The following is an 18,867-nucleotide window of genomic DNA, read 5'->3' as shown; positions in this document are numbered from 1 at the left end:
CTGGCCACCTTAGTTCAATGATCAACAACTTGGCGGACCGTGCGGGCCAGACCGATGATCCGGTCGTTCGCCTCCGGGACGCCGATGCTGACCCGTACCCCGTCGGGCGGGTAGGCACGCACGACGATCCCGAGATCCTCCGCAGCCGCGGCCAGCGCCTCGACGGTGCCCGCTCCGGGGAACCAGACGAAGTTGCCCTGGCTCACGGGCAGCTCCCACCCCTCCGCCCGGACGCCGGCCAGCACCCGTTCGCGCTCGCTGACCAAGGCGTCGATCCGCACGCGGGCCACGTCCTCCGCAGCGAGCGCGGCGACCGCTGCGGCCTGGGCGACCTCGGTGACGCCGAAGGGCAGGGCCACGGCGCGGACCGGGTCGAGCACCTCGGTGGCCCCGACGGCGTAACCGACCCGGAAACCGGCCAGTCCGTAGGCCTTCGAGAAGGTCCGCAGCACCACGACCTGCTCGAACTCCTCGAGCACCGCCGCGGCGTCGACCGCGTCGTCGTCACGCACGAACTCGACGTACGCCTCGTCGAGGAGCACCAGGACGTCGTCGCGCAGCTCCCGCAGGAAGGCGGTGAGCTCGCTGTGCGACACCGTCGTGCCGGTGGGGTTGTTGGGGGTGCAGATCATGACGACGCGCGTCCGGTCGGTCACGGCGGCCAGCATCGCGTCGAGGTCGTGGCGCCCGTCGGCGGTGAGCGGCACCCGCACAGCGGTGGCCCCTGCGGCGGCGACCGCGATCGGGTAGGCCTCGAAGCTGCGCCAGGCGAAGACGACCTCGTCGCCGGGGCGGCAGTAGGCCAGGAGCGCGTGGAAGATCAGCGCCACGCTGCCGGTCGCGGCGAGCAGGTCGCGGCCCGGGTGACGGTGCTCGAGGGCCTCGTAGAGGTCGGGGCAGGTCGGGTCCGGGTAGGACGCGGAGCGGACGGTCGCCTCGGCGACCGCCTCGACCACGCCGGGCAGCGGCGGGAACGGGTTCTCGTTGGAGGAGAGCTTGTACGTCGTCACCCCTGGCCGAGGTGTCGGGCGGCGTCCGGGGACGTAGCGCGGGATCGCCGCGACGTCGGGACGAGGGCTGGGACGGGTGGCCATCGGCTCACCCTAAGCCCGGCGGGCGGAGGTCAGGAGCGGCTGGGGCGGGTGTGTCGCCAGGGCCGGACCACGCCGACCGCCAGCAGCCCCAGCCCGACGCCGACGAGGGCTCCGAGCGAGTTGTCGACCATGTCGGTGACGTCGCAGGCGCGGTCGATGCGGGCGACCTCCAGCTGGAGCCACTCGATCGCGACGGAGTAGGCGACCAGGCCCAGCAGCCCCAGCGGGACGAACACCCGGGCGGCCCGCCACCGGGCGAGGCCCATCACCAGCAACGCCCCGGCCGGCACGAAGACGACCAGGTTGAGCAGGCGCTGGTCACCGCCAACGATCCAGAACCCCTCGGGCGAGGGTCCGGCGTAGTCGAACGAGCAGCTCGTCGGACGGTCCTCCGCAGCGATCACCGACGGGACCTCGTACGCCGGGGTCAGCGTCAGCACGCCGATGCAGGCCACGGCCGCCACGAAGGCAGCCAACGACCAGGCCGTGAAGGGCGGGAGGAAGCGCCGCAGGACCAGGGCGAGCAGGAGGCTCGCCACTGCGACCCCCCCGATCTCGACGAGCATCGTGGAGATGCCGCCGGTCCACAGTCCGTCCACGGCGGGAAACCTACCCGGCTGGCCCCACCGCAGCCGGGATCCGACCGCGGCGTGGGTCACAATGCTGCCGTGTCGACCCATCGCGGTGTCGGCGTCGGCCTCGTGGTGACCGGCGCCCTCCTCTTCATCCTGAACTCGGGCGTCTCCCGGGTGGCCCTGCGATCAGGGATCAGCTCGCTCGAGCTCACCTCGCTGAGGATCACCGGTTCCTGTGCGGTGCTGCTCGTCGTGGCGCTGCTCTTCCGACGCAGCGACCTGCGCCTGCCGCGGGGCCGGGAGATCGCGCTCGTCGTCGCGCTCGGCCTCTTCGGTGTCGCCGCGCTGCAGTTCCTCTACTTCGTTGCGATCGACCGGCTCACCATCGGCCTGGCTCTCCTGCTGGAGTTCCAGGCCCCCTTCCTGGTGGCGCTCTGGGCCAAGTTCGTCCAGCGCAACCTGGTGACCGCGCGCCTGTGGTGGGGCCTGGGGATGGCGATCATCGGCCTGGCGGCGGCCACCGAGGTGTGGAAGGGCGCCGACTTCGACACGATCGGCATCCTCGCCGCCCTGCTCGCGGCGGCCGCGTTCGCTGCGTACTTCCTGCTCGGGGAGGCAGCGCAGCAGACGATGTCGTCGGTCGGCACCATGTTCTGGTCGTTCCTGGTCGCGGCGGTCGCGGTCAACGTCGCCCAACCCTTCTGGCTCGTCGACGCCCCCTTCACCGAGCGGGTCTCCCTGCTCGGCAACCTCTCGCACCTGCACGTGCCGCTGTGGTGCGTGGTCGCCTCGGTGATCGTGCTCGGCACACTGCTGCCCTTCGGCCTCGAGCTCGCGGCGCTGCGCTACATCCCGCCGACCACGGTGACCGCGATCGCCATGCTGGAGCCGGTCGGCGCCGCCGCCCTGGGATGGGCCTGGCACCAGGAGGCCCTCGGCGTGGTCGCGATCATCGGGTGCGTGACCGTCGTCGCCGGCATCCTGCTCGCCGAGAGCTCGCGCGCGGAGCATCCGGCGGACCCGGTGGCGCTGACCTGAGGCGGGGTCACTCCTTGCCGCCGCACTCCTCCTCGGGCTCTTCGGGCTCGTCGGGAGCGCTCGAGGAGTCATCGGAGAGATCTTCGAGCGCCCAGGCGCTGAGGCCGCCCTCCTCCTTGCGCTCAGTGAGCATCTCCAAGGCGTCGGAGACCTCGCTCAAGTCGCCGGGTCGCGCCGCGCCCTCCTCCTTGAGGGCGCAGTGGTCGATCCCGAGCAGCCTGAAGTAGGCCTGGACCCCGGGCCGGGAGGTCGCGATGTCGGACGTCAGACCCGTGCTGAGCGCCATCCACCGTCGCACCACGGCCACACCGTCCTCGAAGGGGATCGCCGCCTCGACGACCAGCCTGACCATGACCCGCCCTTCCCGCACCCTGGACTCCCACTTCTGACCCAGCACGTGCACCGGCCCGGTCGGGAGGGCGTCCTGGGCGAAGCGGTTGCCCACGGTGAAGGAGTAGCCGGTGCCGACGTCCTTCTTGAAGGCGGAGGCGATGTCGAAGTCGCCCATCCCCTCGATCGGCGCCGTCGCCCACGTGACCGCGTCACGCTCGCTGCCCCGCGACAGCCGTTCGACGTCGAGGGAGCGACGGGTGAGCTCAAGGAGCTGCTCGATCAACCAGTCCATGCGCTGGATGTCCGCGCCCTCAGGGATCTTGATGGTCGGATAGACGATCTCCACCGACGGTTCGTCGGTGAGGTCGGCGAGCGTGACGGACGTTGGCTCGGCGTCCTTCTTCTCGGCCTTCGGCTCCGCCTCCGACCCGCCGCACCCTGCGAGCACCAGCATCGCCGCAACCGCGCACCAGACGCTGACAGCTCTCTTGACCCCACCCATGACGACGTTCCCCCGTGTCAGACCTGCGATGAAGTGTCCGAGGGTAATGGACGGGTGCGCGGAGCTGGCCCGCGTCCGCTCCTCCCCCGCGCTCACCCCGGGAGGCCTAGGGTGAGGTCATGCGCTTCCTCGGTTCCCTCATCGCCACGATGGCCGCCGTCGCCGTCGCCGCGTGGATCTTCGACGGCATCTCGTTCGACGGCGCCAGCTCGCCGTTGAGCACGGAGTTCCGCGAGAAGATCGTCCCGGTGGCCCTGGTCGCCCTGATCATCTGGGTCGTCGACCAGGTGGTCGCCCCGGTCGTGAAGCTCCTCTCCCTGCCCCTGATCGTGCTGACGCTCGGCCTCTTCCTCCTCGTCGTCAACGCCCTCATGCTGATGCTGGCCGGATGGATCGCCGACCAGTTCGGGCTGGGCTTCCACGTCAGCGGCTTCTGGGTCGCGGTGGGCGGCTCGCTGGTGATCACCATCGTCGAGCGCATCGTCTCGGGGATCCTGGTCGAGGACCGCGACTGATGCGACTGACGAGCGCGGCGACCGAGCTCCCGGCACCGCTGCACCCGGGTCGCTACCGCATCGCCATGGTCTGCCTCGGCAACATCTGCCGCTCCCCGGTGGCCGAGGTGGTGCTGTCGGCGCGGATGGCCGAGGCCGGGCTCGACGACGTGGTGGAGGTCTTCTCCGCGGGCACCGCCGACTACCACATCGGCAAGGGGATGGATCCGCGCTCCGCGAGGACCCTGACCGACGCCGGCTACGACGCCACCCGCCATCGCGCGCAGCAGTTCCAGGACTCCTGGCACGACGAGGTCGACCTGATCCTCGTCATGGACCGCGCCAACCTGGCCGACGTGACCGGTGGGGTCGAGCGGAGCCGCGTACGCCTCTTCCGCGACTTCGATCCTGACTTTCCCGGTGAGGAGGTCCCGGACCCGTACTACGGTGGAGACGACGGATTCACGGAGGTGCTGGACATGGTGGAGCGGACGAGTGCACACCTGGTCGAGCTCGTGGCGGACGTCGTCGGACGATGACCCGCGCCCCGCTCGTCGCCAAGCGTGCCGAAGGCCTGCTGGGCCGTGCGGTGGTGAGCACCGCCCCGGTCGCCGGAGGCGACATCGCCACCGCCCACCGGCTGCGCCTCAACGACGGCACCACGGCGCTCATGAAGACCCTGCCGCGACCTCCGGAGGGGTTCTTCGAGGCGGAGGCGCGCGGTCTGGCGTGGCTGCGTGAGGTCGTCGACGGCGCACCGGTGGCCGAGCTCCTCGCGGTCGACACCGACTGCCTGATCGTCCGCTGGATCGAGCCGGGACGCGCCACCCAGGAAGCGGCGGCCGACTTCGGCGCCCGGCTCGCGCGTACGCACGCAGCCGGGGCGACCGCGTACGGCGCGGTGGGCGACACGAACGTCGACGGCTTCATCGGCCGCCTGCCGATGCCCAACCGCACGGCAGCCACGTGGGCGGAGTTCTACGCGACCCGACGGGTGCTCCCCTACCTCAAGCTGGCCCGCGACCGCGGGGCGATCCTCGAGAACGACGCCACCGCGATCGAGTCGCTCGTGGGACGCCTGCCCGACCTCGTCCCCGAGGAGGGCCCGGCCCGCCTGCACGGCGACCTGTGGAACGGCAACTGCCTGTGGGGCATGGACGGACAGGTCCACCTCATCGACCCCGCCGCCCACGGCGGTCACCGCGAGACCGACCTGGCGATGCTCGCCCTCTTCGGCCTCCCCCACCTGGCGCGAGCGGTGGCGGGCTACACGGAGGTCGCGCCGCTGGCCGACGGCTGGGAGGAGCGCCAGGGCATCCACCAGCTCTTCCCCCTGCTCGTGCACGCGTGCATGTTCGGCGGCAGCTACGGCGCGCGCGCCGGTGCCATCGCAGCCCGCTTCTGACCGCCACCCAGTCGCGGGGGTCACGGCGTCCGCCTTTCTGTTGGGGCGTTCACTCCTGGTTTTCAGCGATGTCTCAGGGGTCGATGGCACAGTGGAGCCGTGAATTCCGCCGCCCCCACCCCGCGCCCCAAGGTCCTCGTCGTCGACGATGACAAGGCGGTGCGCGAGTCCCTGCGTCGCTCCTTGGACTTCAACGGCTACGAGGTGGCGCTCGCGGGCGACGGGGCGGAGGCCCTGGCCACGATCGGCGGCGTGCAGCCCGACGTCGTGGTGATGGACGTGATGATGCCGCGGCTCGACGGCCTCGAGGCCACGCGAGCGCTGCGGCAGGCCGGCAACGACGTGCCGATCCTCGTGCTCACCGCCCGCGACGCGGTCGGTGACCGGGTCGAGGGGCTGGACGCCGGCGCGGACGACTACCTGACCAAGCCGTTCGCCCTCGAGGAGCTGCTCGCCCGGCTGCGAGCGCTGCTGCGCCGCATCACCCCCAGCGACGAGGACGAGGCCGGGGAGGTGCTGGTCTTCGAGGACCTCTCCATGGACCTCGCCAGCCGCGAGGTGCACCGCGGCGAGCGCCTGATCGAGCTGACCCGCACCGAGTTCGCCCTGCTGGAGATGTTCCTGCGCCGCCCGCGCCGCGTGCTCGAGCGCTCGTTCATCCTCGACGAGGTCTGGGGCTACGACTTCGGCACCACCGCCAACTCGCTCGAGGTCTACGTGGGCTACCTGCGCCGCAAGACCGAGGCCGAGGGTGAGCCGCGGCTGATCCACACGGTGCGCGGGGTCGGCTACGTGCTGAAGGACGCATGAGCCCCCTCCAGCGCTGGTGGGAGCGGAAGGGCTTCCACTACCGCCGCTCCCTGGCCAGTCGCGTGGCGCTGCTGACCACCCTGACGCTGGGGGTCTCGGTGGCGTTCATCGCCGCCACCGCCTTCGTGGTCATGCGGATGCAGATCCAGTCGTCGCTCGACCAGTCGCTGCTCAACCGGGCCACCAAGGCCGCCTCCTACCCGGCTTTGGCGGAGATCACCGCGCAGAAGGTGCCCGGGTGGATGCTCGGCGCGGCCGACGTCCGCGTCGCCTTCATCGACACCTCCGGCAACGTGCTCAGCGCCGACTCCGGCCCCGACGTACACCTCGGGGCTCCCGAGCGGCGCGTCGTCGACGGGCGCTCCGAGCAGTCCATCCGGACCGTCACCGCCGATGGCGGGGTGCGCTACCGGGTGGCGGCCGTGCCGTGGGGCAACCACGGTGCCCTGGTCCTGATGCAGCCGATGGCCGACACCGACCGCACGCTGCGCAAGCTCGGCGTCGTCCTGCTGCTCTTCAGCGGCGCGGGTGTCGTGATCGCCGCGATCGGTGGCTGGGCGGTGGCCCGCAACGGCCTGCGCCCCGTCCGACGCCTGACCCAGTCGGTCGAGCAGGTGGCCCGCACCCAGGACCTGCGGCCCATGCCGGTCGAGGGAGCCGACGAGATCGCCCGCCTCACCACGGCCTTCAACCAGATGCTCACCGCGCTGTCGGTCTCGCGCGACCGCGAGCGACGCCTCATCGCCGACGCGGGGCACGAGCTGCGTACGCCCCTGACCAGCCTGCGCACCAACATCGACCTGCTCACCCAGGCCGGCGACGGACTCCCGTCGGAGGCGCGCGCGGAGCTGCTCGACGACGTACGCGGCCAGCTCGAGGAGCTCTCGACGCTCGTCGGCGACCTCGTCGAGCTCGCCCGCGACGAGCAGCTGACCCACGTGATCACCGAGGTCGACCTGGCCGAGGTCGTCGAGCGGGCGCTGGCCCGGGTGCGACGCCGGGCGCTGACGGCGACCTTCGACGTCTCGCTCGAGCCCTGGACCGTGCGCGGGGAGGCCAGCACGTTGGAGCGGGCCGTCACCAACCTGCTCGACAACGCGGTGAAGTGGAGCCCCGAGGACGGCACCGTCACGGTGACGCTGCGCGACGGCGTGCTGACCGTCGACGACGAGGGGCCGGGGATCGACGAGGCCGACCGCCCCCACGTCTTCGACCGGTTCTACCGCTCCGACGACTCCCGCTCGATGCCCGGCTCCGGACTCGGGCTGGCGATCGTGCAGCAGGCCGCCCAGCGGCACGCCGGTGCGGTGCGCGCCGACCGGGCGCCCGGCGGCGGGGCCCGGCTGGTCATGTGGGTGCCGGGCGTGGCGGGCGCCATGGCCTCCCAGGACTGAGCCGACCCGAAGACCGAGCGTCCTGGCCTTCTGCGAGAACGACAGCAGCGCGGGGCCTTCTCCCTTGGCCCCGCGCTGCTCACCACGCGACGTGTCCGGCCCCAGCACGAGATCCGCCCCCCAGCGGTGCATGCTCCGGACGACCACCCGTGGGTGGTGTCGCTCTGTGTGGTTGTCCCCCGGTTCCCTCCCTGGGAACCAGTTCACCCCAAAGTTACGCACCGGTAGGCGGATACGTCGACGCCTCACCAGAAGTGGGGACCAGCGGTCCAGACCACCTCAGGCGTCGAAGACCCGCAGGAGCCGCTCGGCCTTCCACGCCGCCTCGGCCCACTCGTCCGTCACGTCGGAGTGCACGGTGATGCCGCCACCGGTGCCGAGCGTCCACTCACCGTCACCGGCGGTCATCAGCGACCGGATCACCACCCCGAGGTCGGCCCGGCCGTCGGCCGACAACCACCCGAAGGCACCGGCGTACGCCCCCCGCGGGGTCGCCTCGACGGCGTCGATGACCTGCATCGTGCGCAGCTTGGGCGCCCCGGTCATCGACCCGGCGGGGAAGAGCGCCCGCAGCGCCTGGAGGGTGGAGACGTCGTCGCGCAGCCGGCCCCGGACCGTCGAGACGAGCTGGTGGACCGAGGCGTACGACTCGACCTGCATGAGGGCGGGCACCTCGACGCTGCCCGGCGCGCAGACCGTCGCCAGGTCGTTGCGCAGGAGGTCGACGATCATCAGGTTCTCGGCGCGGAACTTCGGGTCGCTCGCCAACCGCCTGCGCGACTCCTCGTCTGCCTCCGGCGTCGCACCGCGTGGGGTCGTGCCCTTGATCGGCTTGGTCTCGCAGGTCCGGTCGGCCGTGACCAGGGCGTAGCGCTCCGGCGAGGAGCTGAGGAGCCACGCCCGCGCCTCGTCGACGTCGTGCTGGAGGAAACCGGCGTACGGGGCGGGGTTGAGCGCCCGGAGCCGGCGGTAGGCCAGGGCGGGCCGGATCGGTGAGCGCGTGGTGACGCGGTGGGTCAGGTTGACCTCGTAGGTGTTGCCGGCGTGCAGCTCTGCCTGGACGCGGGCGAAGGCAGCGGCGTAGTCGTCAGGCACGGGCGGAGGCGTGGCGGTGGCCTCGGCAGGGCGCGGCGAAGAGTCGGGTCCGGGCGCGACGTCGTGGGTGAAGGAGCGCACGACGCTCGGGCGCATCCAGACAGCGTCGGGCAGGCGTGGATCCGGGCGGGCCGGCAGGTCGCGGCGGCTGGCGTAGCCGAGGTGCCCGAACCACTGGGCATCGCTCGGCCCGTCGGCCAGCTCCCGGGCGAGGACCTCGAAGACGTCGTCGCCCACCACCGTCGACCGCCCGCCGACGTGGCGGCGAACCTCGCCGGCGGCGGCGTGGAAGGTGATCGAGACGTCGTCGTCGGCGAGGTGGCCGATGACGGAGCGCCGCCCCGACCACTCCCGGGCCCCTCCGCCGTCGAGCCAGAAGCAGCGCGGGTGCTCGGAAGCGACCGACTCGAACCACTCCTCGGGCCCGGTCACCGCGCCGCCCTGGCGGTCGAGGGGACGGCGACCGAGGGGAGGGAGGCGAGGAAGTTGGCGACCATCGCTGCGCCGTGCTCCGAGAGCACCGACTCGGGGTGGAACTGCACGCCCTCGATCGGCAGCGACCGGTGGCGTACGCCCATGACGACGCCGTCCTCGCTGTGCGCGCTCGCGACGAGCACGTCGGGCAGGGTGACGACGGCCAGCGAGTGGTAGCGGACGGCGTCGAAGCCCTGCGGCAGCCCGGCGAAGAGCCCCGCCCCGTCATGGCTGATCCGGGCCACCTCGCCGTGGGCCGGGGCGCTGCGCTCGACCCGGCCGCCGAAGGCGGTGACGATGCCCTGCATGCCCAGGCAGACGCCGAGCACCGGACGGGTCGCCGCGCGCAGCACCTCGCGTCCGACGGCGAAGTCCCTCAGCTCGTCGGGGTGGCCGGGGCCGGGCGAGAGCACCACGACGTCGTGGGAGAGCACCTCGCCCACCGACACCTCGTCGTGCTGCACGACCCGCGGCAGCTCACCGGTCACGCCGCCGACGAGGTGGACCAGGTTCCAGGTGTAGGAGTCGTGGTGGTCGACCACGACGACGCTGGGGGGCACTCGAGGGCTCACCTGGGGCTCATCACTGGGGGCTCAACACTGAGGGCTCACGGGTGGGTCACCGGGTCGACCGCAGCGTGCGGCACTCCTGCGGCCAACGCTCGCCTCGGGTGATCCGGCGACAGTCGTCGAACGCCTCCAGCGCCGCCGTCAGGTCGGCGACCTCCGCTGCGTGCTCGGGGTCGGCATAGGCGTTGCGGCGCTCCCACGGCACGTCGGCGTAGGAGTAGAACTCCCAGCCGATCTCCTGGCCCGGCGCGCGGGGGTCGAGGTCGTCGCGGATGAGCAGGCCGGTGCGGCTGCGCACCGCCAAGTAGGTGGGGATGCGCTGGAGCTCGCCGCCGGTGAAGGCCAGGTCGGGGTCGTCGCCGACGGTGTCGGTGGTGTGGTCGAAGAAGACGAGGTCAAGGCGGTCCCGCTGGGGGTCACGCAGCGTCGGGAGCAGCGACGTCCCGGCGCGGTAGGGAGCGGGCCGCAGACCCGCCCACTCCTCGAGGGTCGGAGCGAGGTCGATGTTGGAGGTCAGGTCGGCGCGCTGACCGGGCGCGATGCCCGGGCCGGCGACGATGAGCGGCACGCGCACGTCGGTGTCGTACGCCGTGCCCTTGCCCATCCGCAGGCCGTTCTGGCCGAGGTGGAAGCCGTTGTCGGAGGTCAGGATCACGACGGTGTCGTCGTCGACGGTCTCCATGATCCGCTTCAGCGTGCGGTCGACCGACTGCACCATGCGGGCCCGCTCGCGCAGGCGCTCGGTGGCGACCTTGCGGCGCAGCGGGGGTCGGTCGTTCCAGCCCCGGGCGGGGCTGCCGTCGGCCTTGAGCGGCACGTTGTCGGCCGCGTCGTCGTCGATGCCGGGGAGGTCCTTGGCGCTCAGCTGGCCACAGCTCACGGCTCCGCAGTTGCCACCGCGACCAGCGACGCCGGGACGGTCGCGGAAGGCGGCCGGGAAGAGCGGCTCGTCGGCCCACGCCCCCTGGGGATTGGTGCGGTTGTGCGGGGCGTAGGGGTTCACCTGGAGGAAGTAGGGGTCGTCAGCGTCGGCGTGGTCCTCGATGAAGTCGATCGCGTAGTCCTCGATCACCTGTCCCGCGTAGACGGCGTCCTTCTCCCGGACGCTGGCGCTGGCGGCCGGGGTGGGGTGGTGGCGCACGACCACCTGGCCGTCGACGATGTCGACGCTGTCGAAGCCCCAGCCGTCGTAGGCCGAGCCGAAGAGCACGTTGAACTGGTCCCAGCCCGGCGGCACCGGCGGCAGCTCGTCGCCGGGGTCGTACTCGTACTCGTTGAGGTACTTGCCGACGAATCCGGTGGTGTAGCCCGACTCCTGCAGCCGCAGGCTGACCGTGCGGGCGTCGTTGCCGTAGTCGCGGTAGGCGGCCCAGCCGCCGGCCGGGCCTTCGCCCGAGGCCGACTTGGCGCTGTTGGTGAGGACGCCGGTCTGGTGCGGGAACTGACCCGTCATCAGGCTCGCGCGCGAGACGCAGCAGAGCGAGTCGACCGCGAAGTGGTCCAGGGTGGCGCCGCGCTCCGCCAGCTCGGCCGCCGTCGCCATCGTGGGCACCAGGTCCATCGAGGCGTCGTCCATCAGCACCATGACGACGTTGGGTCGGGTGCCCTTCAGGACCGGTCCGCCTTTGGCTCCCTCCTGGGGCGGCTCGGGCGTCAAGGTGCCCGTCGGGGTCGGCGCGGGTCCGACCGTACGCTCGGCCTCCGGCTCCCCGCCGGTGCAGCCCGCGAGCGCCACGACCGAGACGCACAGCGCCGCCACGAGGGCGGCGAGCGGGCGGCGTGCGGCGGCCATCAGTCGACGAGCAGGTCGGTGACGAGGTCGTTGATCAGGTCGAATCCACGCTCGGTGAGGATCGACTCGGCGTGGAACTGGATGCCCCGGTAGTGCGGCCCGGCCACGAGGTGGATGTCACCGCTCTCGGCGTCAGCCTCCACCGTCACCCCGTCGGGCAGGACAGCGGCGCCGACGCGACCCACGAACGTGTTGTAGAAGCCGACGCGCTCCACCCGGTCACCGATCTCGACGCTGGCCTGCGTGCCCTGGAAGACGATGTCCTTGAAGCCGAGCTCGAGGCCGAGGGCGTGGCAGAGCGTCTGGTGACCCAGGCAGACGGAGAGGAACTTCTGCTCCCGCTCCAGCAGGCGCTGGGTGGCGGCGCGGAAGGTCGCGATCTTGGCGTCGGTGCCGTCGCGCGGGTCGCCCGGGCCGGGGCCGACGATGACCAGGTCGTAGTCGTCGAGGGCCGTCTCGGTCCACGCCTCGTGGCGCACGACCTCGCTGGTCAGGCCCAGGACGCGGAGCACGTGGCGGATCATGTTGACGAAGTCGTCCTCGCCGTCGAGGATCCCGACCCGCTTGCCGGCCAGCGCCGGGTCGGGCGTGGCGCCGGCCTGGTCGGTCAGCCAGAAGGTCGACAGGCGGCGGTTGCGCGACTGGAGCGCGATCAGCACGTCCTCGTCGCGCGCCAGCTCGGCGAGCCCGGCCGAGGGAGCGCCCGCGGAGGGCACGAGCCCGAAGGCCGACAGGATGCCGCCCGCCTTCGCGTGGGTCTCCGCGACCTCGTAGTGCGGGTCTGAGTCGCGCACCAGCGTCGCACCGGCGGTCACCGTCAGCGCGCCGTCGGGGCGTACGTCCGCGGTGCGGATCACGATCGGCGAGTCGGCGGTCGGCTGGCCCGAGGCGTCACGGCCGAGCAGCGCGAGCGCGGCGGCGTAGTAGCCGCGGCCGCCGTCCTCGTACTTCTTGATCAGCTTGCAGGCGTTCTCCACGGGGCTGCCGGTGACGGTGGCGGCATACATCGTGTCGCGCAGGATCTCGCGGACGTCGCGGCTGGAGCGGCCGGCGAGGAGGTACTCGGTGTGGATGAGGTGGGTCATCGGCTTGAGGAACGGGCCGAGCACCATGCCGCCCTGGTCGCAGATGTCGCACATCATCTTGAGCTCTTCGTCGACGACCATGAAGAGCTCGTAGATCTCCTTCTCGTCGGCGAGGAAGTCGAGCAGCGCCGGCTTGAGCTCGGCCACCGAGCGGCCACCGACACGGAAGGTGCCGGAGATCGGGTTCATCCGCACGTCGCCGCCGTGCACCGAGACGTGGCGCTCGGGCGAGGCGCCGATCAGGAAGCGGTCGCCTGTGAAGAAGCAGTACGTCCAGTAGGCGCCGCGCTCGCGCTCCAGCAGGCGACGGAAGACGGTCAGCGCCTTGTCGGCGCTCCAGTCGGCGACGACGGCGGTGTACTGACGCCCGACCACGAGGTTGGCGCCCTCACCCTGGCCGATCTCGTCGCGGATGATCGCCTCGACGACCTTCGCGTAGTCGTCGTCGGAGGTCTGGAAGCCGCCGCGGTCGACGAAGTCGATGCCGTCGTCGGCGATGGCCTCGAGCACGGTCTCGACCGCGAAGCGCTGCTCGGTCTCGATGTCGACCACGACCAGCGGGGTGCCGTCGTCGTGGGCCTCGAATCCCCGCTCGCTGACCTGGTGGAAGGGGACCGCGACGAGGCGGTCGAAGCGACGGCCCTCCGGCGGGACGCCCTCGGTGAGCGGGACGTCCAGGAGGGAGTCGACCGTGCTGCGCGGGCCACCGATGTAGGTGACCACGTCGGGGTCGCCCGGCTCCTTGCGCGCCAGTCGGACCACGGCCCACGCCTCGTGTCCCTGGAGCTCGGCGAGCGCGGCTCGCACCTCCTCGGGCGTCGTCTGCGTGGGGGTAGTCATGGCGCAAGGCTAATTCGCGGGGGCGGGCGCGCGGGGCGCGGTCCACCCCCCGCACACCATTTGCGCGGCCACTTTGGGTCACCTGGTGACTCAAAGTGGCCGCGTAGATGGCGCGGAGGGCTCCCAACCCCCTCATCCACACCGATCACACGGCCTCACCCAGCCATCCCAACCTCGTGCGTTCAGCAGTGCCCCGACCTGCTGAGCCGTGTGGCACGGCTGCTCCATCACCTGGGCCCACCCCAGACGTACGGTCGCCAATCCGCGCACCGCGGCAGCGAGGTCCCGACCGAGGTCCTGCTCCCGGCGAGCAGCTCCGTCGTGGAAGGCCCGCCCGTCGAGCTCCACGACCTGGCCGAACTCCTCGTACAGGACGTCGTGGCAGGCACTCCCCACCCGCACCTGTCGCCTGCTCACCGGCAAACCGTGGGGTCGCTCCACACGGTCCAGGTAGGAATGCTCGAGCACCGACTCCGTGCCCTGGTCGATATCGAGGAGTACGGCGGCCAGGAACTCCCGCCGCGCGGCCCGTTGCCGCCCCTCCACGGTGGCGATGAGGCGGCGGGCGGTCGTACGACGCGCCCGCACCGCGTCCGCGAGCACCCCGACCGCGTCCAAATCGCTCCGGGCTGACGTCGCGACGTCCACCAGCGCTTCCTCAAGGCGTACGCGGGGTGGCTGTCCCTGCCAGTTGACGCGCCCGTCCAGACTGACCACGCGCCGCAACCTGATGCCACGGGTGGGCGTCAAGGACCGGTTGCGGTCGACGGCCACGTCGACGACGTCTGGCGCATGTCCCGAGGGATCCTCGGCGTGGAGCGCGGATGCGTGGCTGAGAGCCGCGGGCCAGTAACGCAGCACGCCGGCCCATGCCCGTTGCTCCCAGGTCGGCCGCCCGGTGTGGGTGACGTAGACACCACGGGCCAGCGGGACGAGCTCGCGGCGCCGCACGAGACGGCGTACGTCGTGGTGCACCCAACCAAGGTGGATCAGCTGACGGCGGGCGACCACGCCCGACTGCCTGGCGAGGAGTTCCTGCATGGCGCGAGCGTGCCGCCTGCCGGGCGGTCGCCGAAGGGCCGGCGGCCGGACCTGTGGGCTCCGCCCCATGTACGCGGCCTGTTGAGGTCACCTGGTGACTCAAAGTGGCCGCGCAAACGGGGCAGGGGCCGCAAAGTGTGACCCGCACCACAGAATCAGTTAACGATCATTCACCACTTTCGCCTGCGGACACGGCAGACTCGTCGCCATGTCTGAGACGCCCACCACACTCGTGCAGTACGCGGTCGACGACGCGGTCGCGACCATCACCCTCGACTCGCCGCACAACCGCAACGCGTTGTCGCGCCAGCTGGTCACCGAGCTCTTCGGCCACCTGGAGACCGCCCAGGCCGACCCGGCGGTGCGGGTCGTGCTGATCCAGAGCAGCGGCAAGGTCTTCTGCTCCGGCGCCGACCTGTCGGAGGCCAGCACCGAAGGCATGGAGGACGGCACCCGCAAGATCATTGCCCTGCAGCGCCTGGTGGCGACCATGGACAAGGTCGTGATCACCAAGAACCTCGGCGCCGTGCGCGCCGGCGGCATCGGCATCGTCGCCGCCGCCGACATCGCCATCAGCGCCGCGGAGGCCACGTTCGCCCTCACCGAGGTCAAGCTCGGCCTGGCGCCGGCCATCATCAGCCTTTCGGTCTTCCACCGCATGGACCCCCGCTCGGCCTCCCTGGCCGCGCTCGGCGGCGAGGTCTTCAGCGGGGCGGACGCCGCGGCGTACGGCCTGATCACCAAGGCCGTGCCGGCCGACGAGCTCGACGCGTACGTCGACGGCCTGGTCGCCAAGGTCGCCACCGGCGCCGCGCAGGGCATCCGCGAGACCAAGAAGGTGCTCAACCGCGAGCTCGTGGCCCGCATCGACGCCGACGGCGACGACATGGCCGGGCTCAGCGCCCGCCTCTTCGCCTCCGACGAGGCACGCGAGGCGATGATGGCGTTCCTCTCGCGCCCGAAGGGCTGACGCACCCACGACACGGGTCCGCGGCGCCGAAGGGCGCCGCGGACCTTTCGTCGTCCTACGGCTGGGTCGACGCCTCGACCGTCTCCTTGAGCTCCCCCACGGTGTCGACCCCGTCGACGAACTCCTTCTCCTGCTCGCCGAGCCCGTCGAAGTGCAGGCGGCCCTGTGAGTCCACGCGCCCGAGCAGGGCGCCGTTGAGCAGCGGGTAGTACTCCCCGGCCGAGCGGCCACCCGTCCGCTGCCCGAGCACCGCCACCACGTGGTTGAGTCCCCGCAGACTGGCCAGGAACTGCTCCGGGTCGGCGTCGCCGGACGCACCGAGCGTGAGGGTGACGTCCTGGCCGCCGCCGGTCGACCACTCCGGATCGATCGTCACGTCGAGCACCCGCTCGTGGGCACGCGGATCGTCGAAGTCGACGACCTGCGCCCCGGCCTCCTCGTCGCCCGGGTGGCCCGGGTCCGCGTCCGGGTAGTGCACGGCGTGCTTCGGCTCCACGCTGACGACCGTCCCCTCCAGCACGAGGTCGGCCCAGACGTCGTCCGCCACCGCCTCCGCCAAGTCGTCAGGCTCGCCCTGGATCGCGACATGGGACGCGCGCAGCTGCGCCACCCTGTCGAAGAAGAAGGCGGGATCGCCTTCGGCTTCGGGGTTCGATGCCGAGCATCCCGTCAACGTGAGGAACGCAAGGAGGGCGACACCGCCGGCAAAACAACGTGAGATCTTCATGTCATTCTCCTCAGCCTGCGCCGATGTGGCGAGCTTCTTGGTCCCAGTTGGCACCCAGGTGGGCGCGATCGTGCGGCGTGTAGTCGACCGAGCTCCTGATGCCGCTCCCGTTCCACATGCATCCCTCCGCGGCAGTGCGGTGGACGAGACCGAGGGCATGCCCCACCTCGTGGCAGACGATCCACCGGTCAGCCACGTCGCCGTGGGCATCGAAGTAGAAGTTGCTCACCCTGACGACCTGCTGTGGCAGCGGCCCCCAGAATTCGTCGAGTAACACGCAGCCACCCCTTGCAGGCCGGAGTCACCGCCTTCTCTTCACTCTCATCGTTTTCCACTCCACCGTCCCCGGTCTGACTCCTACCGTGGCGGAACGGTTCCCAGTAACGGCCGACCTTCCGTCGCCCTGCGGACAAAATTGCGGCGGATGGGCATTCTGTCCGCGCGACCTCCTATCCGGCGTCGACTGGTTCAGTCCACAGAAAGCGGGGGGCGTCACGTTAGGGAAGCGACCGAAACTCAGTGCCGGGGGAGAGCACGTGCGCAAGAACTGTCGAACCACGAGGCAACCGATCGTCGACCCCAGGCGGTCTCGACAGACATGACAGCCACACTGGCCGCGAAGGCGGCACGCTCCTCGGGAGGGAGCAGGGAGCCGAGCGTCGACTTCGACGACTTCGTGGCCGCCCGCTCGACGGCGCTCCTGCGCACTGCCTACCTGCTCACCCGCGACCACGCGCTCGCCGAGGACCTGCTCCAGACCTCGCTGACCAAGGCGTGGTTCTCGTGGAAGAAGATCGACGGTCACCACGAGGCCTACGTGCGCCGCATCCTCGCGACGACGTACGCGTCGTGGTGGCGACGCAAGTGGAACGGCGAGCACCCGACCGGGGAGATGCCGGAACCGGAGCCGCACCGTGACGGCGACAGCGACGCCGCCCACGACGTGTGGATCGCCCTGGGCCGCCTGCCCCGCAAGCAGCGCGCCGTCGTGGTGCTCCGCTTCTTCGAGGACCTGTCGGTCCAGGAGACCGCCGACGCCCTCCACGTCACCCCCGGCACGGTGAAGAGCCAGCTCAGCAAGGCCCTCGCCCACCTCCGCATCGACCCGGCCCTGGCCGACGAGACCCTCTCCGCCGAAGGAGACCTGCGATGAACGACATCAACGTCATCCGCCGCGCCCTCGAGGGCCACAGCGCCGCGCTCGGCGGCACTCTCGACGACGTCAACCGCCACCGCCAGCTGCACGACCGCATCGACCGCTCGACGAGGCGTCGCAACGGCCTGCGGGGCCTCGCAGCCCTCACCGTGGCAGCCGTGGCCGCGGCGATCGTCATCCCGCAGCTCGGGGGCAAGGAGCCCGGCCCCGCCGAGGGAATGATCCTCGGCCTCCAGGCGCCCAGCGCACTGGACGCCCCCGACCACTCCTACCGCTTCGTCGAGGGCTTCGAGGGCCCCTCGTCGCGGGTGCTGAGGGTGAAGGTGAAGGGGCTGGGCACGCGTCGGATCCTCACCTGGGCCACCGCCACCGACGACCAGGACGTCCAGGTCCGCGTGCCCAACGGCACCGTGTGGGAGGACACCAGCGGCGACCAGGTGGTGTGGGACTCGACCCGCGCTGACTTCACCGACTGGGTGGAGATCCCCCCGTTCGCCGAGGGCACGATCGAGATCTCGAGCAACACGGGGGCCGTCGGCCTCGGCGCCGCGTTGTACGAGGTCGACCCCTCCGCCCTGCCGGACCGGGTCGACGGATTTGGCGGTGACTACTTCCGCGCCTCCGGCCCGACCAGCGAGCGCCTCAACACCGCCGTCGGGGAGGCGGGTCAGGTCGATCTGCGCATCCCCTTCGACGGCACGCACCGCACCATCGCGATGGCGTACTCCTGTCAGGGCCTGCCTGACGGCGCCGTGATCCGCGCGGAGGTGGCCGGCAGTCAGACCATGGCGGAGGCGGCCGACGCCTGCAGCGACAGCAGCGACAGCAGCGACAGGAAGTTCATGGAACTGGACCCCAACGCCGACCTCGGTCTCTACCTGGGGTGGAGCACCCCGGACGAAGCCCCCGCCAGCGGCGAGGCCCGGGTCTGGGTCTCTCGCTCGATGTCGGACGAGACCCCCGTTGATCCCGCCGACCACCCCGAGGCCCGCCTCGCAGGAGCGGTCTACGTCCCCACCGGGGACACCGAGCAGGTGCCCGGAACCAGCCTCACCTTCGACCGGACCCTGTGGGACTCCGGCCACCTGTGGCGCCTCGACGACGTCGTCCCCAGCGACGGCACCGCCCAGCAGCTGGGCGCCTTGACCGCGAAGACCCCGGCCTTGGCAGTCGTCTCCGTCACTTCGTCGCGCGACACCGACCCGATCAGCACGACCCTGCTGGTCGACGGGACACCGCAGGGCCCCGTCACCAACGTGCAGCTCCGCGCCGACACCGGCGGGAGAAACGCCGCCGTCCTCCCCCGTGGCGCCTCCACGGTCCAAGTCAGGATGGCCACCTCCGGAAGGGGCCCGGTCGGGAGCCAGTACCTGGGCCTCTACCGGTTGGCCGACTGAGCGACGTGACCGGTTCCACCCGTCCCCCGTCCGCTCGTCCGTCCTCACGGCCGAGCGGGCGGGGGTAGTCTTGTCC

19 protein-coding genes are annotated in these 18,867 nt (G+C 71.4%); 9 read left to right on the top strand and 10 right to left on the bottom strand.

The genetic code is table 11. From position 1 onward, the window contains the following. Positions 1-14: 14 nt before the first annotated feature. Together FCL41_RS00945 and FCL41_RS16895 are read right to left on the bottom strand one after the other, a co-directional pair. Positions 15-1,094, bottom strand: coding sequence for a histidinol-phosphate transaminase (locus FCL41_RS00945; protein ID WP_137064395.1), 1,080 nt, complete (start codon positions 1,092-1,094; stop codon positions 15-17). Between the two features lie 29 nt (positions 1,095-1,123). Next, positions 1,124-1,693: a VanZ family protein gene (locus FCL41_RS16895; protein WP_170970140.1), complete on the bottom strand. Its 570-nt coding sequence runs from the start codon at positions 1,691-1,693 to the stop codon at positions 1,124-1,126. Positions 1,694-1,762: 69 nt separating this feature from the next. On the opposite strand from FCL41_RS16895, the gene FCL41_RS16890 reads away from it, so the two are divergent. Continuing rightward, entirely contained in the window at positions 1,763-2,707 is a 945-nt protein-coding gene (locus FCL41_RS16890) for an EamA family transporter (protein ID WP_170970141.1), read from the top strand. Between the two features lie 7 nt (positions 2,708-2,714). Here FCL41_RS16890 and FCL41_RS00935 read toward each other — a convergent pair whose 3' ends face one another. Beyond that, complete coding sequence (locus FCL41_RS00935; protein ID WP_137064397.1) at positions 2,715-3,494, bottom strand: hypothetical protein; 780 nt, start codon at positions 3,492-3,494, stop codon at positions 2,715-2,717. A gap of 167 nt (positions 3,495-3,661) precedes the next feature. Here FCL41_RS00935 and FCL41_RS00930 point away from each other — a divergent pair, with 167 nt between their 5' ends. The 5 genes from FCL41_RS00930 to FCL41_RS00910 all read left to right on the top strand — a co-directional run bounded on the left by FCL41_RS00930 (position 3,662) and on the right by FCL41_RS00910 (position 7,645). Next, positions 3,662-4,057 (top strand): phage holin family protein, encoded by a 396-nt coding sequence (locus FCL41_RS00930; protein WP_137064398.1) that lies wholly within the window; start codon positions 3,662-3,664, stop codon positions 4,055-4,057. Next, complete coding sequence (locus FCL41_RS00925; protein WP_137064399.1) at positions 4,057-4,575, top strand: low molecular weight protein-tyrosine-phosphatase; 519 nt, start codon at positions 4,057-4,059, stop codon at positions 4,573-4,575. The genes FCL41_RS00930 and FCL41_RS00925 overlap by 1 nt, the downstream gene beginning before the upstream one ends. Then, the gene (locus FCL41_RS00920) at positions 4,572-5,441 is read left to right on the top strand and encodes a fructosamine kinase family protein (RefSeq protein ID WP_137064400.1); all 870 of its coding nucleotides are present in this window, start codon (positions 4,572-4,574) and stop codon (positions 5,439-5,441) included. The genes FCL41_RS00925 and FCL41_RS00920 overlap by 4 nt, the downstream gene beginning before the upstream one ends. Before the next feature lie 99 nt (positions 5,442-5,540). Then, positions 5,541-6,251, top strand: a complete 711-nt coding sequence (locus tag FCL41_RS00915) for a response regulator transcription factor (protein ID WP_137064401.1) — start codon at positions 5,541-5,543, stop codon at positions 6,249-6,251. Then, positions 6,248-7,645 (top strand): sensor histidine kinase, encoded by a 1,398-nt coding sequence (locus FCL41_RS00910; RefSeq protein ID WP_137064402.1) that lies wholly within the window; start codon positions 6,248-6,250, stop codon positions 7,643-7,645. The genes FCL41_RS00915 and FCL41_RS00910 overlap by 4 nt, the downstream gene beginning before the upstream one ends. A 279-nt stretch (positions 7,646-7,924) precedes the next feature. On the opposite strand, the gene FCL41_RS00905 is transcribed toward FCL41_RS00910, so the two are convergent. The 5 genes from FCL41_RS00905 to FCL41_RS00885 all read right to left on the bottom strand — a co-directional run bounded on the left by FCL41_RS00905 (position 7,925) and on the right by FCL41_RS00885 (position 14,541). Beyond that, positions 7,925-9,172, bottom strand: a complete 1,248-nt coding sequence (locus tag FCL41_RS00905; protein ID WP_137064403.1) for an anthranilate synthase component I family protein — start codon at positions 9,170-9,172, stop codon at positions 7,925-7,927. Further along, positions 9,169-9,786, bottom strand: coding sequence for an anthranilate synthase component II (locus tag FCL41_RS00900; RefSeq protein WP_239021714.1), 618 nt, complete (start codon positions 9,784-9,786; stop codon positions 9,169-9,171). The genes FCL41_RS00905 and FCL41_RS00900 overlap by 4 nt, the downstream gene beginning before the upstream one ends. Before the next feature lie 46 nt (positions 9,787-9,832). Next, entirely contained in the window at positions 9,833-11,575 is a 1,743-nt protein-coding gene (locus FCL41_RS00895; protein ID WP_137064404.1) for a sulfatase-like hydrolase/transferase, read from the bottom strand. Continuing rightward, positions 11,575-13,500: an anthranilate synthase family protein gene (locus FCL41_RS00890; RefSeq protein ID WP_137064405.1), complete on the bottom strand. Its 1,926-nt coding sequence runs from the start codon at positions 13,498-13,500 to the stop codon at positions 11,575-11,577. The genes FCL41_RS00895 and FCL41_RS00890 overlap by 1 nt, the downstream gene beginning before the upstream one ends. A gap of 132 nt (positions 13,501-13,632) precedes the next feature. After that, positions 13,633-14,541: a type IV toxin-antitoxin system AbiEi family antitoxin domain-containing protein gene (locus FCL41_RS00885; RefSeq protein WP_137064406.1), complete on the bottom strand. Its 909-nt coding sequence runs from the start codon at positions 14,539-14,541 to the stop codon at positions 13,633-13,635. 208 nt (positions 14,542-14,749) lie between these two features. Here FCL41_RS00885 and FCL41_RS00880 point away from each other — a divergent pair, with 208 nt between their 5' ends. Beyond that, positions 14,750-15,511, top strand: coding sequence for an enoyl-CoA hydratase-related protein (locus tag FCL41_RS00880; RefSeq protein WP_137064407.1), 762 nt, complete (start codon positions 14,750-14,752; stop codon positions 15,509-15,511). 55 nt (positions 15,512-15,566) lie between these two features. Here FCL41_RS00880 and FCL41_RS00875 read toward each other — a convergent pair whose 3' ends face one another. Both FCL41_RS00875 and FCL41_RS00870 read right to left on the bottom strand, forming a co-directional pair. After that, positions 15,567-16,238: a hypothetical protein gene (locus FCL41_RS00875; protein ID WP_137064408.1), complete on the bottom strand. Its 672-nt coding sequence runs from the start codon at positions 16,236-16,238 to the stop codon at positions 15,567-15,569. 10 nt (positions 16,239-16,248) lie between these two features. Further along, positions 16,249-16,515 (bottom strand): hypothetical protein, encoded by a 267-nt coding sequence (locus FCL41_RS00870; RefSeq protein WP_137064409.1) that lies wholly within the window; start codon positions 16,513-16,515, stop codon positions 16,249-16,251. A gap of 321 nt (positions 16,516-16,836) precedes the next feature. Between FCL41_RS00870 and FCL41_RS00865 the strand changes: the two genes are divergently transcribed. Beyond that, positions 16,837-17,391, top strand: coding sequence for a SigE family RNA polymerase sigma factor (locus tag FCL41_RS00865; RefSeq protein ID WP_137064410.1), 555 nt, complete (start codon positions 16,837-16,839; stop codon positions 17,389-17,391). Then, positions 17,388-18,791, top strand: a complete 1,404-nt coding sequence (locus FCL41_RS00860) for a hypothetical protein (protein WP_137064411.1) — start codon at positions 17,388-17,390, stop codon at positions 18,789-18,791. The genes FCL41_RS00865 and FCL41_RS00860 overlap by 4 nt, the downstream gene beginning before the upstream one ends. The last annotated feature ends 76 nt before the right edge of the window (positions 18,792-18,867 follow it).

The organism is Nocardioides jishulii (assembly GCF_006007965.1).
Lineage (GTDB): Bacteria > Actinomycetota > Actinomycetes > Propionibacteriales > Nocardioidaceae > Nocardioides > Nocardioides jishulii.
The sequence above is the reverse complement of the archived record's forward strand: the minus strand, read 5'-3'. Positions and strand labels throughout refer to the sequence as shown.

What these genes read in the sequence shown, in the direction of transcription:
- FCL41_RS00865 (WP_137064410.1), top strand. Translation starts at nt 16,837, where the DNA reads ATGACAGCCACACTGGCCGCGAAGGCGGCACGCTCCTCGGGAGGGAGC.
- FCL41_RS00860 (WP_137064411.1), top strand. Translation starts at nt 17,388, where the DNA reads ATGAACGACATCAACGTCATCCGCCGCGCCCTCGAGGGCCACAGCGCC.
- FCL41_RS00935 (WP_137064397.1), bottom strand. Translation starts at nt 3,494, where the DNA reads ATGCTGGTGCTCGCAGGGTGCGGCGGGTCGGAGGCGGAGCCGAAGGCC.
- FCL41_RS00875 (WP_137064408.1), bottom strand. Translation starts at nt 16,238, where the DNA reads ATGAAGATCTCACGTTGTTTTGCCGGCGGTGTCGCCCTCCTTGCGTTC.
- FCL41_RS00920 (WP_137064400.1), top strand. Translation starts at nt 4,572, where the DNA reads ATGACCCGCGCCCCGCTCGTCGCCAAGCGTGCCGAAGGCCTGCTGGGC.
- FCL41_RS00945 (WP_137064395.1), bottom strand. Translation starts at nt 1,094, where the DNA reads ATGGCCACCCGTCCCAGCCCTCGTCCCGACGTCGCGGCGATCCCGCGC.
- FCL41_RS00885 (WP_137064406.1), bottom strand. Translation starts at nt 14,541, where the DNA reads ATGCAGGAACTCCTCGCCAGGCAGTCGGGCGTGGTCGCCCGCCGTCAG.
- FCL41_RS00890 (WP_137064405.1), bottom strand. Translation starts at nt 13,500, where the DNA reads ATGACTACCCCCACGCAGACGACGCCCGAGGAGGTGCGAGCCGCGCTC.
- FCL41_RS00925 (WP_137064399.1), top strand. Translation starts at nt 4,057, where the DNA reads ATGCGACTGACGAGCGCGGCGACCGAGCTCCCGGCACCGCTGCACCCG.
- FCL41_RS00880 (WP_137064407.1), top strand. Translation starts at nt 14,750, where the DNA reads ATGTCTGAGACGCCCACCACACTCGTGCAGTACGCGGTCGACGACGCG.
- FCL41_RS00930 (WP_137064398.1), top strand. Translation starts at nt 3,662, where the DNA reads ATGCGCTTCCTCGGTTCCCTCATCGCCACGATGGCCGCCGTCGCCGTC.
- FCL41_RS00910 (WP_137064402.1), top strand. Translation starts at nt 6,248, where the DNA reads ATGAGCCCCCTCCAGCGCTGGTGGGAGCGGAAGGGCTTCCACTACCGC.
- FCL41_RS00895 (WP_137064404.1), bottom strand. Translation starts at nt 11,575, where the DNA reads ATGGCCGCCGCACGCCGCCCGCTCGCCGCCCTCGTGGCGGCGCTGTGC.